15 protein-coding genes are annotated in these 16,145 nt (G+C 69.6%); 7 read left to right on the plus strand and 8 right to left on the minus strand.

Going from position 1 to position 16,145, the window contains the following annotated elements:
* Positions 1 to 78: 78 nt before the first annotated feature.
* From B0920_RS03620 to B0920_RS03635, 4 genes are all read left to right on the plus strand, one after another.
* Positions 79 to 1,179, plus strand: a complete 1,101-nt coding sequence (locus B0920_RS03620; protein WP_078031200.1) for a Gfo/Idh/MocA family protein — start codon at positions 79 to 81, stop codon at positions 1,177 to 1,179.
* Positions 1,180 to 1,666: 487 nt separating this feature from the next.
* Positions 1,667 to 2,479: a transporter substrate-binding domain-containing protein gene (locus B0920_RS03625; protein WP_078031201.1), complete on the plus strand. Its 813-nt coding sequence runs from the start codon at positions 1,667 to 1,669 to the stop codon at positions 2,477 to 2,479.
* A gap of 74 nt (positions 2,480 to 2,553) precedes the next feature.
* Complete coding sequence (locus B0920_RS03630) at positions 2,554 to 3,177, plus strand: amino acid ABC transporter permease (RefSeq protein WP_078033273.1); 624 nt, start codon at positions 2,554 to 2,556, stop codon at positions 3,175 to 3,177.
* A gap of 119 nt (positions 3,178 to 3,296) precedes the next feature.
* The gene (locus B0920_RS03635) at positions 3,297 to 5,426 is read left to right on the plus strand and encodes a bifunctional diguanylate cyclase/phosphodiesterase (RefSeq protein ID WP_078031202.1); all 2,130 of its coding nucleotides are present in this window, start codon (positions 3,297 to 3,299) and stop codon (positions 5,424 to 5,426) included.
* Between the two features lie 60 nt (positions 5,427 to 5,486).
* On the opposite strand, the gene B0920_RS03640 is transcribed toward B0920_RS03635, so the two are convergent.
* The 8 genes from B0920_RS03640 to B0920_RS03675 all read right to left on the minus strand — a co-directional run bounded on the left by B0920_RS03640 (position 5,487) and on the right by B0920_RS03675 (position 13,431).
* The gene (locus B0920_RS03640; protein ID WP_143745633.1) at positions 5,487 to 5,861 is read right to left on the minus strand and encodes a hypothetical protein; all 375 of its coding nucleotides are present in this window, start codon (positions 5,859 to 5,861) and stop codon (positions 5,487 to 5,489) included.
* A 131-nt stretch (positions 5,862 to 5,992) separates the two neighbouring features.
* Complete coding sequence (locus tag B0920_RS03645; protein WP_078031204.1) at positions 5,993 to 6,325, minus strand: hypothetical protein; 333 nt, start codon at positions 6,323 to 6,325, stop codon at positions 5,993 to 5,995.
* Positions 6,326 to 6,715: 390 nt separating this feature from the next.
* Positions 6,716 to 7,849 carry a lipopolysaccharide heptosyltransferase II gene (waaF, locus tag B0920_RS03650; protein WP_078031205.1) on the minus strand — a complete coding sequence of 378 codons (1,134 nt, stop codon included), beginning with the start codon at positions 7,847 to 7,849 and terminating at the stop codon, positions 6,716 to 6,718.
* Positions 7,846 to 8,478, minus strand: coding sequence for an HAD-IIIA family hydrolase (locus tag B0920_RS03655; RefSeq protein WP_229455157.1), 633 nt, complete (start codon positions 8,476 to 8,478; stop codon positions 7,846 to 7,848). The genes waaF and B0920_RS03655 overlap by 4 nt, the downstream gene beginning before the upstream one ends.
* Positions 8,475 to 9,236, minus strand: a complete 762-nt coding sequence (locus B0920_RS03660; protein ID WP_078031206.1) for an SDR family oxidoreductase — start codon at positions 9,234 to 9,236, stop codon at positions 8,475 to 8,477. The genes B0920_RS03655 and B0920_RS03660 overlap by 4 nt, the downstream gene beginning before the upstream one ends.
* An 11-nt stretch (positions 9,237 to 9,247) precedes the next feature.
* A complete protein-coding gene (locus tag B0920_RS03665) occupies positions 9,248 to 10,546 on the minus strand; it encodes a glycosyltransferase family 1 protein (protein WP_078031207.1) in 1,299 nt (432 codons plus the stop codon).
* On the minus strand, positions 10,540 to 11,604 hold the full coding sequence (locus B0920_RS03670) for a glycosyltransferase (RefSeq protein WP_229455159.1): 1,065 nt from the start codon (positions 11,602 to 11,604) through the stop codon (positions 10,540 to 10,542). The genes B0920_RS03665 and B0920_RS03670 overlap by 7 nt, the downstream gene beginning before the upstream one ends.
* Before the next feature lie 27 nt (positions 11,605 to 11,631).
* Positions 11,632 to 13,431, minus strand: coding sequence for an ABC transporter ATP-binding protein/permease (locus tag B0920_RS03675; protein WP_078031208.1), 1,800 nt, complete (start codon positions 13,429 to 13,431; stop codon positions 11,632 to 11,634).
* Positions 13,432 to 13,588: 157 nt separating this feature from the next.
* Here B0920_RS03675 and B0920_RS26210 point away from each other — a divergent pair, with 157 nt between their 5' ends.
* The 3 genes from B0920_RS26210 to B0920_RS03690 are packed head-to-tail and all read left to right on the plus strand — an operon-like array spanning position 13,589 to position 16,136.
* A complete protein-coding gene (locus B0920_RS26210) occupies positions 13,589 to 14,203 on the plus strand; it encodes a DUF4254 domain-containing protein (protein ID WP_078031209.1) in 615 nt (204 codons plus the stop codon).
* Positions 14,203 to 15,024, plus strand: a complete 822-nt coding sequence (locus B0920_RS26215) for a glycosyltransferase (protein WP_078031210.1) — start codon at positions 14,203 to 14,205, stop codon at positions 15,022 to 15,024. Before B0920_RS26210 ends, B0920_RS26215 begins: the two co-directional genes overlap by 1 nt.
* Entirely contained in the window at positions 15,021 to 16,136 is a 1,116-nt protein-coding gene (locus tag B0920_RS03690; protein ID WP_078031211.1) for a glycosyltransferase family 9 protein, read from the plus strand. Before B0920_RS26215 ends, B0920_RS03690 begins: the two co-directional genes overlap by 4 nt.
* The last annotated feature ends 9 nt before the right edge of the window (positions 16,137 to 16,145 follow it).

The following is a 16,145-nucleotide window of genomic DNA, read 5'->3' on the forward strand; positions in this document are numbered from 1 at the left end:
TTGTATCCTTGTTAAGCTCCGGAAGGAAATGCTGCCGGTGCGCGGACACGATAACGAATCGAATAACAGGAGATAGGCATGATTGATCTGAATCGGCGCAACGTCGTCCTGGCTGCCGGCGGGGCGCTGGCGGCAGGTGCGGTGGGCGCTCCCGTGTGGGCACAGAATCCGGGGCGCAAGCTGGGCTACGCCATCGTCGGCCTGGGCGGCTATGGACTGGGCGTGATCATCCCCCAGTTCAAGGATTGCCAGCACAGCCGCCTGGTGGCCCTGGTCAGCGGCGACGCGGCCAAGGCCAAGCGGGTGGCGGCCGAGTACGGCGTCCCCGAGAAGAACATCTACAACTACCAGAACTACGACAGCATCCGCGACAATCCGGACATCGACATCGTCTATGTCTGCCTGCCGGTATCGATGCACGCCGAGTACACGATCCGCGCTGCCAAGGCGGGCAAGCACGTGCTGTGCGAAAAGCCGATGGCCATGAATTCGGCCGAATGCGAGGCCATGATCGCCGCCTGCAAGCAGGCCGGCAAGAAGCTGATGATCGGTTATCGCTGCCATTTCGAGCCTTTCAACCTGGAGGCGATCCGCCGCGCGCGCGCCGGCGAGATCGGCAAGCTGCGCTATTTCCGTTCCGAGCACGGTTTCAACTTCAGCAACCCCAATGCCTGGCGCCTGAAGAAGGCGATGTCGGGTGGCGGTTCGATGATGGACATCGGCATCTATGCGCTGCAGGCGGCGCGCTACATGACGGGCGAGGAGCCGGTGGCGCTGTATGCCAAGGAGACCACCGACAGGTCCGACCCGCGCTTCCGCGAGGTCGAGGACATGATCGACTTCCAGCTCGAGTTTCCGTCGGGGGTGATTGGGTCCTGCATGTCGATGTACAGCGCCAACCAGAACCACATCCTGCTGATGGGCGACAAGGGCCGCATCGAGATGGAGCCGGGCACGGCCTACAAGGGCAACCGGCTGTGGGTGGGCAAGGGGCGCGAGACCGAGATCACGCCCAAGGACGTGGGCGCCAACCAATTCGCGCGCCAGCTCGATCACCTGTCCGAGTGCGTGCTACAGAACCGCGAGCCGATCGTGCCGGGGGAGGAGGGGCTGCGCGACATCCGCATCATCGAGGCGGTGTACCGCTCGGCGCGGGAGAAGCGGCGGATTACGCTCTAGTCCCACCGTCGCCCCCGCACTAACCCCTAGCCCCCGCAGTAACCCCGTCGCCCCCGCACTAACCCCTAGCCCCCGCAGTAACCCCGTCGCCCCCGCGAAGGCGGGGGCCCAAGTTTGATCCGCTGCCGATACGCATGCAGAACTTGGGCCCCCGCCTTCGCGGGGGCGACGTTGTAGGTGGGCAGGGGCGACGTTGTAGGTGGGCGGGGGCGGCGCTATAGGTGGGCGGGGACGACGTTATAGGTTGGCGGGGGCGACGTTATAGGTGGGCGGGGACGACGTTATAGGTGGGCAGGGACGACGTTCTAGGTGGGCGGGGGCGACGTCGTTGGTTGACGGGGGCGACGCGGTTGGTGGGCGGGCGACCTTCTTGGCATGCGGACGCCGTCAACCGTCATGTGCATGGACCACGCCCGTTCCGGAACCCTATGCACCCCCACCCGTTTTCGGTTATAAAGTCAGCTCGATTGTTGTACGGAGTAAAGTGATGGGCAAGTGGAACACAGCGGGACGGCGCGCCGCCCTGACCCTGGGACTGGTGGCCGGCCTCAGCCTGTTGAGCGCGCCGGGCGCCATGGCGGCCGAGCTGCTGGCGCAAGCCAAGGCGCGCGGCACCCTGCGCATCGCGATGGAAGGCACCTATCCTCCGTTTAACTTCAAGGATCCCAAGACCGGCCAGCTGGCCGGCTACGACGTCGACGTCGCGCGCCTGGTCGCCGGCAAACTGGGCCTGAAACCCGAATTCGTGACCACCGAGTGGGCCGCCATCCTGGCCGGCCTGGCGGCCGGCAAGTACGACGTGATCGTCAGCCAGGTCGGCATCACCCCCAAGCGCGAGCAGGCCTTCGATTTCTCGGCGCCCTATACCTATTCCAGCCCCCAGCTCATCGTGCGCAAGAACGAGCGCGCCACCTATGCCAGCCTGGACGACCTCAAGGGCCGCAAGCTCGGCGTGGGGCAGGGCAGCGTGTTCGAGCAGCAGGCCAAGGCCGTGCCCGGGATCGAGGTGAAGAGCTATCCGGCCGCGCCCGAGAACTTGCAGGACCTGGCCTTCGGCCGCATCGACGCCGCCCTCAACGACAGCCTGATGGTGGCCTACCTGCTCAAGAATTCCCAGCTCCCGATCAAGGCCGGCCCACGCGTGGGCGCGGTCGAGCGCATGGGCGTGGCGATGCGTAAGGGGAATCCGCAGTTCAAGGCGGCGGTCGACAAGATCATTAACGACGCCCGCGCCGACGGCAGCCTACGCCAGCTGTCGGTGAAGTGGTTCGGCACCGACGCCAGCCAGGTTCCGAAGTGACCGCGGCCGACGCCGCATCCCTGGGCGCCCAGTTCGCCCAGCTGGCTACCCTGTTGCGCGAGGCCGCGCCCGTCATGCTGACCGGCGCCGGCTACACCCTGCTGTTCGCGGTGGCCTCGATGGTGGGCGGGCTGGCGCTCGGCTTCCCCGTGGCCCTGATGCGCATCGCGCCCTGGCGCCTGCTGCGCGCGCCTGCCAGCCTCTACGTCAGCATCATGCGCGGCACGCCGCTGCTGGTGCAGATCTTCGTCATCTACTACGGCCTGCCGACCGTGGGCATCGAGTTCACCCCGGTCACCGCCGGCGTGCTGGCGCTCTCGCTCAATGCGGGCGCCTACCTGTCCGAAAGCCTGCGCGGCGCCATCCGCAGCGTCAGCGAAGGGCAGTGGCGGGCCAGCTTCAGCCTCGGCCTGGGCTACTGGCAAACCCTGGGCTACATCATCCTGCCGCAGGCGCTGAGGGTGGCCGTGCCCTCCATGAGCAATACCCTGATCAGCCTCATCAAGGACACCTCCCTGGTGTCGGTGATCGCGCTGACCGAGCTCATGCTGGCCACCAAGGAAGTGATCGCGGTGACCTTCCAGCCGCTGCCGCTCTACATCGCCGCCGCCGTCATCTACTGGTGCCTGAGCCTGTTTTTCGAGTTCCTCCAGCGCCGTGCCGAACGCCGCCTGAACCGCGCCCACCAGGCCCGCTGACAGGTCCAAGCGCTTGTTTTTACGCTGATTGCATAAAAACAACGACACTCGACAGCCGAATTGACCGGTGTTAGTCTTTTCTCAAATACTGACAGTCGGAAATGTTCGGCGGAGGAAATATGGAACACGGCCCCTGGCGGCCGGCCGCGGCCTCTCCCCAGCACGGGGACGCACACAGCCCTGACGCCGCATCCTGCGCCCCGCCCGGGGCCAGTTTCTCGCCGCCGGCCCAGCCGACGGTCGGGTACAACGAACTCTTCCTGCTCGCGCCCTTCGGCTTTTTTCTGGTCGGCGTGGACGGTCTCATCCTCCAAGCCAATCTGTGCGCCGCGCGGCTGCTCGGCGCCACCCGCGCCGCCCTCACGGGCAAGGCACTGTCCGAGCTGGCGCTCGCGCCGAAAGAGTGCGCCGCTTTCCTGGCCGAGGTCGCCGCCAACGCGGGCGAGGTCCATAGGCGGATGACCCTGCGCATGGAGGATGGCGGCGAGTTGCCGATGCGCCTGCTGGGCAGCTTCGACGTCGGCAGCCGCGCCTGCCGCGTGGTGGCGGAGCCGGCCGGCGGCGCCTTCGACGCCCTGCTGCGTTCGGAAGAACGCCTGCGCCGCATCGTGCATTGCGCAGACGAGGGCGTGTGGGAAGTCGACGCCCACGGCAATACCAGTTTCGTCAATCCACGCATGGCGGCGCTGCTCGGCTATGCGATCGAGGACATACTCGGCCAGCCCGTATCGCGCTTCATGGACGAGGAGGGGAAGGCCCTGCTCGAGCGCAATATCGTGCGCCGGCGCCAGGGGGAGGTGCGGCGCTACGAATTCAAGTTCGTGCGCAGCGACGGCAAGGAGTTGTGGACCTGCGTCGCGCTCAACCCGCTCTTCGATGCGAGCGGCCGCTACATGGGCGCGCTGGCTTTGGTCGACGACGTCACCGCCCGGCGGGCGGCGGCGGCGCGCATCTGGCACCAGGCCAACTACGACGACCTGACCGGTCTGCCCAACCGCCACATGTTCATGGACAGGCTCGCCCAGGAGGTGAGGCGCGCCGACCGCAGCGCCGCCTTGCTGGCCCTGCTGTTCATCGACCTCGACCACTTCAAGGAGGTCAACGACCGGCTTGGACATGCTGCCGGAGACCGGCTGCTCGCCGACGCCGCCCAGCGCATCGGCGCCTGCGTGCGCGCCACCGACACCATCGGCCGCTTGGGTGGGGACGAGTTCACCGTGGTGCTTTCCAGCCTGGACCGGATCGAGACCGTCGACCGGATCGCGCAGGCGCTGGTCGACAAGCTCGCCGCGCCCTTCGAGCTGGCGGGGACGCGCGCCGAAGTCTCGGCTTCGATCGGCATCGCCCTGTATCCGGCCGACGCGACCCAGGTGTGCGACCTGATGGCGCGCGCCGACCAGGCCATGTACGAGGCCAAGAACGACGGCCGCAATCGCTATGGCTATTACACCGACGGCGCCCAGCAGGCCTTGTTCGCGCGCCAGGCCCTTGCTGCTGAACTGCGCGAAGCCCTCGACGGCGGCCAGCTGGAACTGCTGTACCAGCCCATCGCCGCCCTGGGCGACGGAAAGATCCGCAAAGCCGAAGCCTTTCTGCGCTGGCGCCATCCGCGCCGCGGCTTGCTGCGGCCGGCCGAGTTCCTGCCCTTCGCCGAGCCGGGCAGCCTGATGGTCGAGATCGGCGACTGGGTATTACGCCAGGCCGCCGTGCAGGTCGAGCGCTGGCAGCGCTGCTGCGACCCGCATTTCCAGGTCTGCGTCAACAAGACGCCCACCCAGAGCAGGCGCGAGCCGGGCCAGTATGACGCCTGGCTGGACTTCCTGCGGGGACGCGAGCTGCCGCCACGCAGCGTGGTGGTCGAGATCGGCGAGGGCATGCTGCTCGAGGGCATGGACGCCGTGATCGAGCGGCTGCGTCCCCAGCGCGCCTTGGGCCTGCAGGTGGCGCTCGATCGCTTTAGCGGCGGATACTCCTCGATGTCCCACCTGGTGCGGTATGAACTCGACTACGTGAAGATCGATCATTGCTTTGTCGACGCACTCGACCGCGAGGCCAACGGGCTGGCGGTGTGCGAGGCCATCATCGCGATGGCGCACAAGCTGGGCATGCAGGTGGTGGCGGAAGGCGTCGATACCGAGGTGCAGCGCGCGCTGTTGCGCGAAGTCGGCTGCGATTTCGCCCAGGGTCACGCGGTGGGTGGGCCGATGACGGCCGGGGACCTGGAGCGCGCGGCAGGCGCCAGGGCTTGACGCCTCTTGCGCCCGGCCGCCGGGGCGGCGGGCGCGGATGGAAGTGTGAAAACCGGGAGGCTAGCGCTTGTCGCGCTGCTGGTTCCCGCTGTCCTGGCTCCAGGCCTGGGATGCGTCCTTGGCGCTTTCCCCTTTCTGGTCGAGGTCGTCGAGAGCCGGCGTGCCGCCCGAGGCGTGCTGGCCACGTTGCTGGCTGCCTTGCTGGCCTGATTGCTGGTTGTCCTGACGTCCGGGTTGCTGACTGTTCTGACGTCCGGATTGCTGGCCGCCCTGGTTCAGGCCCGACTGCTGGCTACCCTGGTTCATCCCGGACTGCTGGCTGCCTTGTTGCCGTCCGGATTGTTGGCTGCCGGACTGCTGGCCTTGACCCAGGTTGGAACCTTGCTGGTCCTGCTGGCCTTGCCCTTTGTTGCCCATTCCTTGTTTATCACCCATGGCTGTCTCCTCCGATTGAGTGGTTTGGAAGACCGATAATAGGCCTCCTGCTGACATCGACAATCGGAGTCGGTGAGTCGGGTTTGTAGGACTGGTCTTGCACACTCTGGGCAACATCGAGCGGACAATGTTCAGGTATTGCCCTTCTGCAGCCCGGTCGTGTCGCCGGCCTGCCCTTGCAATTGAGGATCCTGCTCTTGTTGCTGGCTGTCGCCTTGCGCGCCCTGGCGCTGGCGCGCGGGGCCACGGCCGCCATCGCCCAGCGCCGGGAGATCGCCATTCTGTTCGCGCTCGACGGATTGCCGGTTGCCGGCGTCGCTCGCGGGTGGCATGCCGACACCGCCGTCCCTGCCCTTGTCGTTCAGATTGCCCGTGGTGCCGGTGATGCCTGCGGATGAGGTGCCGACGCCGCTCAGTTCGTCGTAGTTGCGGCCCTTCTGCTGGTGTCCCTTGTTCTCGCCCATGCTCGTCTCCTCGTGGATGTCGATGGAAAGTGCCCATGGTAGTCCTCCAGCGATACCGGGCAATCGGCGCGAAGACGCCGCTTCCGTAGGACCGTTCGGACAAAGTCAGCCGTTGCGGCGGCAGCCGCGGGCTCGGCAGCGCGAGGCACGCGGCCGGCCCGTAGATCGCCGGGCGCGGCAGGCCCGTGGATCGCCGCGTGGTGCCGGCCCGAGGATCGCCGGGCAAGGCAGGTCCTAGGATGGCCGGGTGTGAGGCAGGGGCCACAGGATCGCCGGGCGCGAGGCCGGGGCCACAGGATCGCAGGGCACGAGGCCAAGGCCACAGGATCGCCGTCGCGCGCTCAACTCGAGCGCGAGAGCGCTCCGCCACGCCGTGGCAGTGCGGACATCTCAGCGGGCCTCGTGCAGCGGTATCACCACCGCCTGCTGCGCCGGGGCGCTGAAGCCGAAAGGATCGCCGCCTTCCTCGACCAGTTCGCGGATCGCGGCCACGGCCTGTTCCGGCTCCACGCGCTCCAGGCAGGCATGGTGGCCCTCGGGGCACTCGCTGCGGAAGCAGTTTCGGCAGGGGACATCGTGAAACAGCACGCGTTGCGGCACCTGCCAGGGCGTGTGCTGGGGATTGGTCTGGGCATACAGGTCGACGATCGGCGTGCCCAGCGCGGCGCTGAGGTGGGCCGGCCCGGAATTATTCGACAGCACGACCATGGCCAGGGCGATAGCCGCGCCCAGTTCGCCCAGGCTCAGTGCCCCCGCCAGCGGCAGCGCCGCCCCCGGCGGCACCTGGGCCTGGGTCAGGATGTCGCGCACCAGCTCCGCCTCGCTGGCCACACCGGTGAGCACGACCTGGTGGCCGAGCTCATGGTAGACCAGCTCGACGGCGCGCGACCAGTGGCGCGCCGGCCAGCGGCGCGAGGCGGCGCTGGCGCCCGGGTGCATCAGCACGAAGGGCTGGCTGACGCCGTGTGCCGCCAGCCGGGCGCGCACGGCGGCGATGTCGGCTCCGTGCAGCCGGAAGGACAGGGCCTCGTTGTCGCTGCGCGCGCCGACCTGGGCGACCAGGTCGAGCTGGCGCCTGACCTCGTGGCGGATGCCCTCGGCGGGCTCGGTCTCCTTCACCCAGTCGGTGAGCAGGGCGTAGGGGTTCTCGCGGCAATGCGCCAGGCGCAGCGGAATGCCGGCCTGGTGGAGGAGCAGGGCGGCGGGCAGCGGACTCTGGCTGAAGCAGGTGAAGATCACGGCGCCGTCGAAGCGCCGCGCGCGCAGCCGTGCCGCGATCTCCGGTGCGTCCGCCTGGCCCGCAGCCTGCCTGACCCAGGGCGCCGCGTAGTCGATGACTTCGTCCAGCTCGGGAAGGTGGTCGCGCAGGAGCGCGCCTGCGGACGAGGTCAGCAGGGTCAGGCGCCGCCCCGGCAGGCTTTCCTTGAGGGCGCGGAAGGCGGGCGTGCACATCAGCACGTCGCCGAGATTGTCGAGGCGCACGCACAGGATGTTGCGGGCCTCGTTCCAGCGCGGCGCGTTCATGGCCGCTCTCCCGGATGCGCCGGCGCCGCCGCCAGGCCGGGAGCCGGAATCGCCCCGGCCCCTTCGAAGAACCCGCCGGCCACGATGTCGGGCCAGCGCCAGCGCGACCGCAGCCATTCGGTCTCGTTGCCCACGTCGAGCAGCACCGTGCGGCAGCCGGCGCGCCTGCCGGCCTCGACGTCGTCGAGGATGTCGCCCACCATCCAGGAAGAGGGCAGGTCGATCCGGTGCTCCAGCGCCGCCCGCCGCAGCAGGCCCGGCGCCGGCTTGCGGCAGGTGCAGGCCGTGGCGAGGGCGGGGACCGTTCCGTCGGGGTGGTGGGGGCAATAATAGAAGCCGTCCAGGCGCACGCCTTCGCCCGCCAGCAGGGCGCGCAGGTGGCGCCAGGAACGGTGCAGCGCCGTCGTGTCGAAACGGCCGAGGGCGAGGCCCGCCTGGTTGCTGACCACGAACAGCCGGTAGCCCAGGCGCGCCAGGCGCCGCAGGGCCGGGGCGGCGCCCGGCGCCAGCAGCATGCGCGCCGGATCGAGGTTGTAGGGCAGGTCTTCGAGCAAGGTGCCATCCTTGTCGAGGAAGACCGCGCTGCGGCGCGCGCCCGGCGCCGGGCTGGGAGCAGAGGCCGGCATCATGGCCAGGAGGTCTCGCGCATGGGGAGCACCGTCAGCTCCGGGATGACCGATCCGGCCGGCATGCACAGGACAGGAAGGATGGCGCGCGCCACGTCGGCCGGGTCTTGCAGCAGGCCGGGATCGAGCTCGGGAAAGCGGTCGAGCAGGAAGGGCGTGCGCATCCCGCCCGCCACCACCGCCGTCACCTTGATGCCTTCGGCTCGCAGCTCCGCGTGCAGCGCATGCGACAGGCCGAGCAGCCCCCATTTGCTGGCATGGTAGGCGGCCGCGTTGGGCCAGGCGCGCTTGGCGGCGGTCGAGGTGATGTTGACGATGTGGCCGCCCCCCGCCGCGCGCATCGGCGCGATCGCCGCGCGCGCCAGGTAGAAGGGACCGTTCAGGTTGGTGTCGACGATGCGTCGCCATTCGTCGGGCGAGAGCTCGGTGCAGGGGCGGGTGGAGTCGGTGCCGGCATTGTTGACCAGGATGTCGAGCCGGCCGTCGCGGGCCACGATGCGCTCCACCAGCACCGCGCCGGCCTGCGGGTCGCGCACGTCGAGCAGGGCGTGCCCGGCCTGGCCGCCCGCGGCGCGCAGGCTGCCGGCATGATCGGCGGCCCGGTCTTCGTGGACGTCCGCCACCACCACCCGCGCGCCCGCCTCGGCGAGCGCCGCGCACAGCGCCGCGCCCAGGCCGCTCGCGCCGCCCGTCACCAGCGCCACCTTGTCCTTGAGTTCCCGGCGCGCTTCCTTGCTCGCTGCCTTGCTGTCGGCCTGCATGGTGCGTCCTTTCAATGTTGTTTGCTGAGCGCCCCGCCCGAGGGCAGGCCCTGGCCCTGGCCCGGCAGGCCCTGGGCATCGGCGCGCCACACGGCCCGCGCATACACGCCGCACATGCGCTCGGCCACGCTGCGCCAGGTATAGCCGTCGTGCACGCGCCGCAAGCCGGCCAGCCCGAGCCGACGCGCTCGCCTGGGATGGCGCGCCAGGTCGGCCAGGCGTTCGGCCAGCGCGCCGGGCGCGCGCGGCGGCACCAGGTATCCGGTACGGCCATCGACCACGGTGCTGCGGATGCCGCCCACGTCGGCCCCGACCACCGGGGTGGCGCAGGCCATGGCCTCGAGTGGCGTGATGCCGAAGGGCTCGTACCACGGAGTGGTGACGAAGACGTCGGCCGCGCTGTAGAACTCGCGCAGTTCGGCACGCGGCACCGGGCCCGTAAATATGACCTGCTCGCGCAAGCCAAGTTCCGCAGTCAGGGCGCGCAGGCGCGCCAGTTCCGCCGCCTCGGGACCGTCGTCGAACCTGGGCGGCCCGCCCGCCACCAGCAGGCGCGCGCGCAGGCCGTAGGCGTCGCGCAGGGCCGCCACGCCGGAGATCACGTTGTCGATGCCCTTGCGCGGCACGATCCTCCCCAGTTGCAACACCGCGAACTCGTCATCGCGCAGGCCGAGGCGGCGGCGGGCGGCCGCACGCACCGGCCACAGCTCGTCCGGATCGAAGCCGCAAGGCACGATCTCGATGCGCTCGGCTTCGGCTTCGTAGAGGCTGAGCATGTCCTCCCTGTCTTGCGGGCATTCGGCGACGATGCGTTCGGCCTCGCGCATCAGGCTGCGCTCAATGGCCGGGCGCAGCGCCGGGAAGCCGTCCGCCGTGCCCTGTTCGCGCCGCCGCACCAGGCCCAGGGCGTGGAAGGTGATGACGAAGGGGATGCCGAGTGCGCCCTTGACGTGCTGGGCCACCACCCCGGACATGAAGAAGTTCGCGTGCACCAGGTCATGGGCCAGGTCCTGGGCGCGCATGAAGGCGATCGTATGGCGCGCGAAGTCGTCCATGTAGGTGAGCAGCTTCTCCTTGGGCACGAAACAGGGAGGACCGGCAGGCACGTGCACCACCCGCACCCCGTCGCCCAGGTTCTCGCAGGGCGGCCGTTCGGGCGCGTCGCGACGCGTGAACACGTCGACCCGGTGCCCGAGGGCCGCGAGCTGGCGCGCCAGATGGGCCACGTAGACGTTCTGGCCGCCGCTGTCGATGCCGCCCGGCGGCGCCAATGGCGAGGCGTGTTCGCTGATCAGGGCGATGCTCAACATGGCGTGCTCCGCTGCGAGAGGTGAGGGCCGGCGATGGGGGCTTGCCGCACAAAGCCGTGCGGCATCGGCGCGCCGGTCACGCGCGCCAGCGCGGCCTGCCAGTCGGCGACGAAGCGGCCGATGCCGAAGCGTGCGCGCGCCCGCGCGCGGGCGCCCTGGCCGAGGCGGCGCGCCAGGCCGTGGTCGCGCAGCAGGTGACGCATGCCGCAAACCAGGGCGTCCAGGCGGGTGTCGACGTAGCCCGAGCGCCCGTTCTCGATCACGGTCGCCAGCTCGGTCGTGGCCAGGCCCACCACCGGCACGCCCGCCAGCATGGCCTCGATCGCGGACAGGCCCATGCTGGTGTAGCGCACAGGATGAAAGTAGAAGCGGTAGTCGGCCATGAACGCAGGCAGCTGCGCGTGGGTCACTTCTCCGAGTCCGGCGGGACCCTCGGCGCCCATGCCGACCAGGTCCAGCGGCACGACCTTGCGCACCCGCTCGAACAGGTCGGCGCCGAGCCGTCGTCCACGCCTGCCCAGATGGTTGACCACGACCAGCCCGCGTTCCTTGCCGCCGCGGTAGTGGACGCCGGGCGTTTCGGTGACGCCGTGCTCGATGACGCAGGTGGGCGTGCGGTTGTTGTCCCACATCAGCTCATTGAAGGGGGTAACGTGCACCAGCAGCAGCGTCGGGTCGTCGACCAGGTGCCGGGTGTCGGTCGGGTGGGCGCGCGGCGGATCGTGTTCGAGGTAGATCGCCGGCAGCTTGCGCTGGGCATCATTCAGCAGGGTCAAACGATCTTCGAGATACTGGTGGTCATCCTGGTAGAGGATACAGTCGAGTTCGGTGTCGCGCACCTGTTCGGCGGGCAGGTCGATCACGTTGTCGCCCCAGGGAAAATGGCCGTGGCGCCCGCCGTAGCCGGACGGCCGTCCGGGCCGCGACACCACGTAGAAGGTATGCGGCACCTGCGTCAGGTAATACAGGTAGCTGCCGTGGGTATGCCAGGTAAGGATGCGCAGCGGCCGCATGCCGGCCCCGCCTCCCTTGCCGCCGCCCGCAACTCCGCCGTCCATGTCGCCCCCCCATCGTCCATTGCCCGCTCAGGCCGCAGCGCCCTGGCCTACGTCATCGGCGCGCTGCTGCAGTTCCCACAGGCGGGCATAGAGCCCTCCCTGTTCGAGCAAGGCCTCGTGCGCGCCTCGCTCGGTGATGCGTCCACGCTCCAGCACGATGATCTCGTCCGCCGTCACCACGGTGCTCAGGCGGTGCGCGATCACCAGCACCGTGCGCCGTTCGCCCAGTCGCTCGAACTCCGCCTGGATGGCGCGTTCCGAGCGGGCATCCAGGGCCGAGGTCGCTTCGTCCAGCACCAGGATCGGCGGCGCCTTCAGGACGATACGGGCAATCGCGATTCGCTGGCGCTCGCCTCCCGACAGCTTCACGCCGCGTTCGCCGACCATGGTGTCGTAACCCTCGGGCAGCGAACGGATGAAGTCGTCGAGGTGGGCGGCGCGCGCGGCCGCGACGATTTCCTCGCGCGTCGCGCCGACCCGGCCATAGCCGATGTTGTAGGCGATCGTCTCGTTGAACAGCACCGTATCTTGCGGCACGACGCCGATGCGACGGCGCACGCTATGCGGCGTGACCGTGCGCAGGTCGTGGCCGTCGATGCTGACGATGCCCTCGGTGGGGTCGTAGAAACGCAACAGCAGCCGCGCCAAGGTCGACTTGCCCGAGCCGCTGCTGCCTACCACCGCGATGGTCTTGCCGGCGGGGATGCGCAGGCTCACGTCCTGCAGCAAGGGACGGGCCGGCTCGTAGGCGAAGCTGACGTCCTCGAACACGATGTCGCCGCTGCCGGGCGGAAGATCGGGCTGCCCGGGCGGGGTCTGTATCTCGGGCTTCTCCTGCAACAGGCCGAACAGGCGCTCCACGTTCACCCAGGCGTCGCGCACCTCGCGATACACGAAGCCGAGCGAGTTGAGCGGCAGGCACACCTGCAGCACATAGGCGTTGATCATGACCAGGTCGCCCACGGTCATTTGCCGCTGCGCCACCTGCTGCCCTGCGAGCAGCATGATCGCGCCCACGCCGACCGCGATGATCGCGCTCTGGCCCACGTGCAGCACGAACAGGGCGCGCTGGTTGCGCATGGCGGCGCGGCGCCACTCGTCCATGATGGCGGCGAAGCGCTCCTCCTCGACCTTCTCGTTGGCGAAGTACTTGACCGTCTCGTAGTTGATCAGGCTGTCCGCCAGCCGGGTCTTGGCGCTCGAGTCGAGCTTGTTCACGCGGCGCTGGTAGGTGGTGCGGCGGGAAGTGACGAACAGGGTGTAGGCGCCATAGGCCACGAAGGTGGCGGCAATGATCAGCGCGAACCGGGCGCTGAAGTTCGCCAGCACGATGCCCAGCACCAGCGCGATCTCGAGCAGGGGCGGGAACAGGGTGAACACGCCCGTCCCCAGCAGGAAGGACAGGCCGCTGGTGCCGCGGTCGATGTCGGGCAGCAGCCCGCCCAGCTGGCGCTGGCTGTGGAAGCGCGCGCCCAGCTGGTGCAGGTGGGCGAAGGTGCGCTGCGCGTAGTGCGAGACCGTGTGCTGGGCGAGCGGGGCGAACAGCAGGTCGCGCAGCTCGTTGAACAGGGTGCTCGCGAAACGCAGCAGGGCATAGCCCGCCAGCAGCCCCACCGGCACCGCAGCCAGGGTCTCGGGATGGCCCAGCATCTCGATGATGCGCTTGAGGACCAGGGGAACCAGCACCGTCGCGAGCTTGGCCAGGATCAGGCAGGCCAGGGCCGCGACCACCGCTCCCCGGTACTGTTTGGCCAGTGCCCAGAGCTCGGCGCCGACTCCCTGCATCGACAGCCGCGTGCTGCCGTGTTCGGCTCCATTCGCTTCCATCGCCCCTCCTTGCCCGCTACTTTGAGCACAGTGTGGCGCATCGCGTTTGGCCACGCGCACACGGTTGGACGGAACTGCGCCGAATTTACACAGGTCTATACCTCGGCAATGCGCGCAAAGGCGCAGTGCGTCGACGAACCTATCCACGGGAGGCAGGATGAATCCGCTGCTGGACGTATCCATGCTGTTGCGGCTGCACGAGCGGGCCTTGGGCGAGAGCGAACCGGGCTGGCCCGCGACCGCACCCTGGGGCGCCATCGCCGCCAACCACCGTTGCAACGGCCTGCTGTGGGACGAGGAAGACAAGGCGCGCCGGCGTGACGTCCCCGCCGCCGAGATCGCCGCGAACAAGCGCCGCATCGACGACTTCAACCAGCGCCGCAACGACGCGGTCGAGGCGGTGGACGAGGCGCTCCTGGCCCGGCTGGCCGACGTCGAGCCCGGTCCCGGTGCGCGCCTGCACAGCGAGACGGCCGGCGCCATGATCGACCGCCTATCCATCCTGGCGCTCAAGATCCATCACATGCAGGCGCAGACGCGGCGCAAGGACGTCGGCGACGAACACGTCGCCGCCTGCGAGGCCAAGCTGGCGCGCCTGCGCCTGCAGCGCGCCGACCTCGCCGCCTGCCTCGACACCCTGCTGTGCGGCGCGGCGGAAGGGAGCGTCTATTTCAAGGTCTATCGCCAGTTCAAGATGTACAACGACGCCGCGCTGAACCCCTATCTGTCGGGCCAGCGTTCCACGGAAGGCGCCAGGGCGGGGGAGGGTTGATGGACGCCGTCACCGTGCTCGTCCCCACTTGCGGCCGGCCCGCCGCGCTGGCCGCCACGCTCGCCACCGTCGCGGCCCAGTCTCACCCGCGCCTCCAGCTCGTGATCTCCGACCAGGGCGACGAGGCTGCCTTCGAGCGCCCGGAGGTCGCGGCCGTGCTGCGCATGCTGGGCGCGCTCGGGCGCGAGGCGCGGTGCCTGCGCCACCTGCCGCGGCGCGGGCTGGCCGAGCAGCGCGACTTCCTGCTGTCGCAGGCGAGCACACCCTACGTCCTGTTCCTGGACGACGATGTCCTGATCGAGCCCGAGCTCGTCGCGCGCCTGCTGCGCGTGATCCGCGCGCACGGCTGCGGCTTCGTGGGCAGCGCCGTGCACGGCCTGAGCCACCTGGCCAGCCAGCGGCCGCAGGAAGAAGCGATCGAATTCTGGGAAGGAAAGGTCGAGCCCGAGGTGGTGGAGCCCGATGGCCCGGCCTGGGCGCGCCACCACCTGCACAGCGCCGCCAACCTCTACCACCTGCAGACGCGGCTCGGCCTGGCGCGCTACGCCGCCTTGCCCTATCGCGTGGCCTGGGTCGGCGGCTGCGTGCTCTACGACAGCGCCAAGCTGCGCGAGGCCGGCGGCTTCGGATTCTGGCGTGCGCTGCCGGCGCAGCATTGCGGCGAGGACGTGCTGGCCCAATTGCGGGTGATGGCGCGCTTCGGCGGTTGCGCCATCATCCCCTCGGGCGCCTACCACATGGAGTTGCCCACCACGGTGCCGCTGCGCGAATGCGACGCGCCGCGCGTGCTGTGGACGCCGCGCCGACAGGAGCAGGCATGAAGCCCGCGGCGCATGGCCTGGTTCCGGGCGTCGAAGGCATCGCCGTGCTGGGCCCGGCTGCGATCGGCGATTTCATGTTCGCGCTGCCGGCCCTGCATGCGCTCCGGCTGGCCTACCCGCGGGCCCGGCTCACCCTGCTCGGCAAGCCCTGGCAGGCGGCCTTCCTGGCAGGACGTCCGGTGCCGGTCGACGAGGTGGTGGCGATGCCGCCTTACCCCGGCATGGGCGCGCCACCGGACAGCGAACCCGACGCCCAGGCCCGCGCCTTCCTGGAGCGCCTGCGTGCGCGCCGCTTCGACCTGGCCTGCCAGATGTACGGAGGAGGGCGCTACTCGAATCCCTTCATCCAGGCCCTGGGCGCGCGCGTCAGCGTGGGCGCGGCCGCGTCCGGGGCGCCGCGTCCGGATCGCTGGATCGCCCACCGGCCGCATGCCAACCACAGCCTGATGCTGCTGCAGGTGGCCGCGCTGGCGGGCGCGCCGCCATGCATCCCGGAGCGCGCACTCGTCACCACCGCCGCCGACCGCGCGCTGGCTGCGCAGGCGCTGCCGCTGGTGGCGGACGAGCGCATCGTGGTCCTGCACCCGGGGTCGAGCGATGCGCGGCGGCGCTGGGCGCCCGAGCGTTTCGCCGAAGTCGCGGACGCGCTCGCCGCCAGGGGCGCACGCGTCGTGCTCTCGGGTGACGGCGCCGACCACGCCGTGGTGCAGGCAGTGGCCCGCCACATGCGCACGCCGCCGACGCCGCTGCAGGGCGAACTCTCCCTGCCGGCGCTGTGCGGCCTGCTGGAGCGCGCCCACCTGATCGTCGCCAACGACACCGGGCCGCTGCACCTGGCCCTGGCCCTGGGCAAGCCGGCGGTCGGGGTCTTCTGGTTCACCAACCTGGCCGGCTCGGGCACCCTTTGGCCCCAGCGCCTGGCGCCGGCCGTGTCGGCGCGCGTGCATTGCCCGCTATGTGGCGCGGAGAACCTGCGCCGGCATTGCGGGCACATGGTGTCCTTCGTGGACGAAGTCGGCGCCGCGGAGGTGACCGGGCTTGCCCTCTCGGTTTTCGAGGAAGCGTCATGCGGCGCTGTGTCGAAGGCTACCCAAACAAGGGCGGATAGATAGCTGCCCGGG

Source organism: Massilia sp. KIM, from assembly GCF_002007115.1.
Classification (GTDB): Bacteria; Pseudomonadota; Gammaproteobacteria; order Burkholderiales; family Burkholderiaceae_D; genus Telluria.

What these genes read in the sequence shown, in the direction of transcription:
- B0920_RS03620 (WP_078031200.1), top strand. Translation starts at nt 79, where the DNA reads ATGATTGATCTGAATCGGCGCAACGTCGTCCTGGCTGCCGGCGGGGCG.
- B0920_RS03625 (WP_078031201.1), top strand. Translation starts at nt 1,667, where the DNA reads ATGGGCAAGTGGAACACAGCGGGACGGCGCGCCGCCCTGACCCTGGGA.
- B0920_RS03630 (WP_078033273.1), top strand. Translation starts at nt 2,554, where the DNA reads ATGCTGACCGGCGCCGGCTACACCCTGCTGTTCGCGGTGGCCTCGATG.
- B0920_RS03635 (WP_078031202.1), top strand. Translation starts at nt 3,297, where the DNA reads ATGGAACACGGCCCCTGGCGGCCGGCCGCGGCCTCTCCCCAGCACGGG.
- B0920_RS03640 (WP_143745633.1), bottom strand. Translation starts at nt 5,861, where the DNA reads ATGGGTGATAAACAAGGAATGGGCAACAAAGGGCAAGGCCAGCAGGAC.
- B0920_RS03645 (WP_078031204.1), bottom strand. Translation starts at nt 6,325, where the DNA reads ATGGGCGAGAACAAGGGACACCAGCAGAAGGGCCGCAACTACGACGAA.
- waaF (WP_078031205.1), bottom strand. Translation starts at nt 7,849, where the DNA reads ATGAACGCGCCGCGCTGGAACGAGGCCCGCAACATCCTGTGCGTGCGC.
- B0920_RS03655 (WP_229455157.1), bottom strand. Translation starts at nt 8,478, where the DNA reads ATGATGCCGGCCTCTGCTCCCAGCCCGGCGCCGGGCGCGCGCCGCAGC.
- B0920_RS03660 (WP_078031206.1), bottom strand. Translation starts at nt 9,236, where the DNA reads ATGCAGGCCGACAGCAAGGCAGCGAGCAAGGAAGCGCGCCGGGAACTC.
- B0920_RS03665 (WP_078031207.1), bottom strand. Translation starts at nt 10,546, where the DNA reads ATGTTGAGCATCGCCCTGATCAGCGAACACGCCTCGCCATTGGCGCCG.
- B0920_RS03670 (WP_229455159.1), bottom strand. Translation starts at nt 11,604, where the DNA reads ATGGACGGCGGAGTTGCGGGCGGCGGCAAGGGAGGCGGGGCCGGCATG.
- B0920_RS03675 (WP_078031208.1), bottom strand. Translation starts at nt 13,431, where the DNA reads ATGGAAGCGAATGGAGCCGAACACGGCAGCACGCGGCTGTCGATGCAG.
- B0920_RS26210 (WP_078031209.1), top strand. Translation starts at nt 13,589, where the DNA reads ATGAATCCGCTGCTGGACGTATCCATGCTGTTGCGGCTGCACGAGCGG.
- B0920_RS26215 (WP_078031210.1), top strand. Translation starts at nt 14,203, where the DNA reads ATGGACGCCGTCACCGTGCTCGTCCCCACTTGCGGCCGGCCCGCCGCG.
- B0920_RS03690 (WP_078031211.1), top strand. Translation starts at nt 15,021, where the DNA reads ATGAAGCCCGCGGCGCATGGCCTGGTTCCGGGCGTCGAAGGCATCGCC.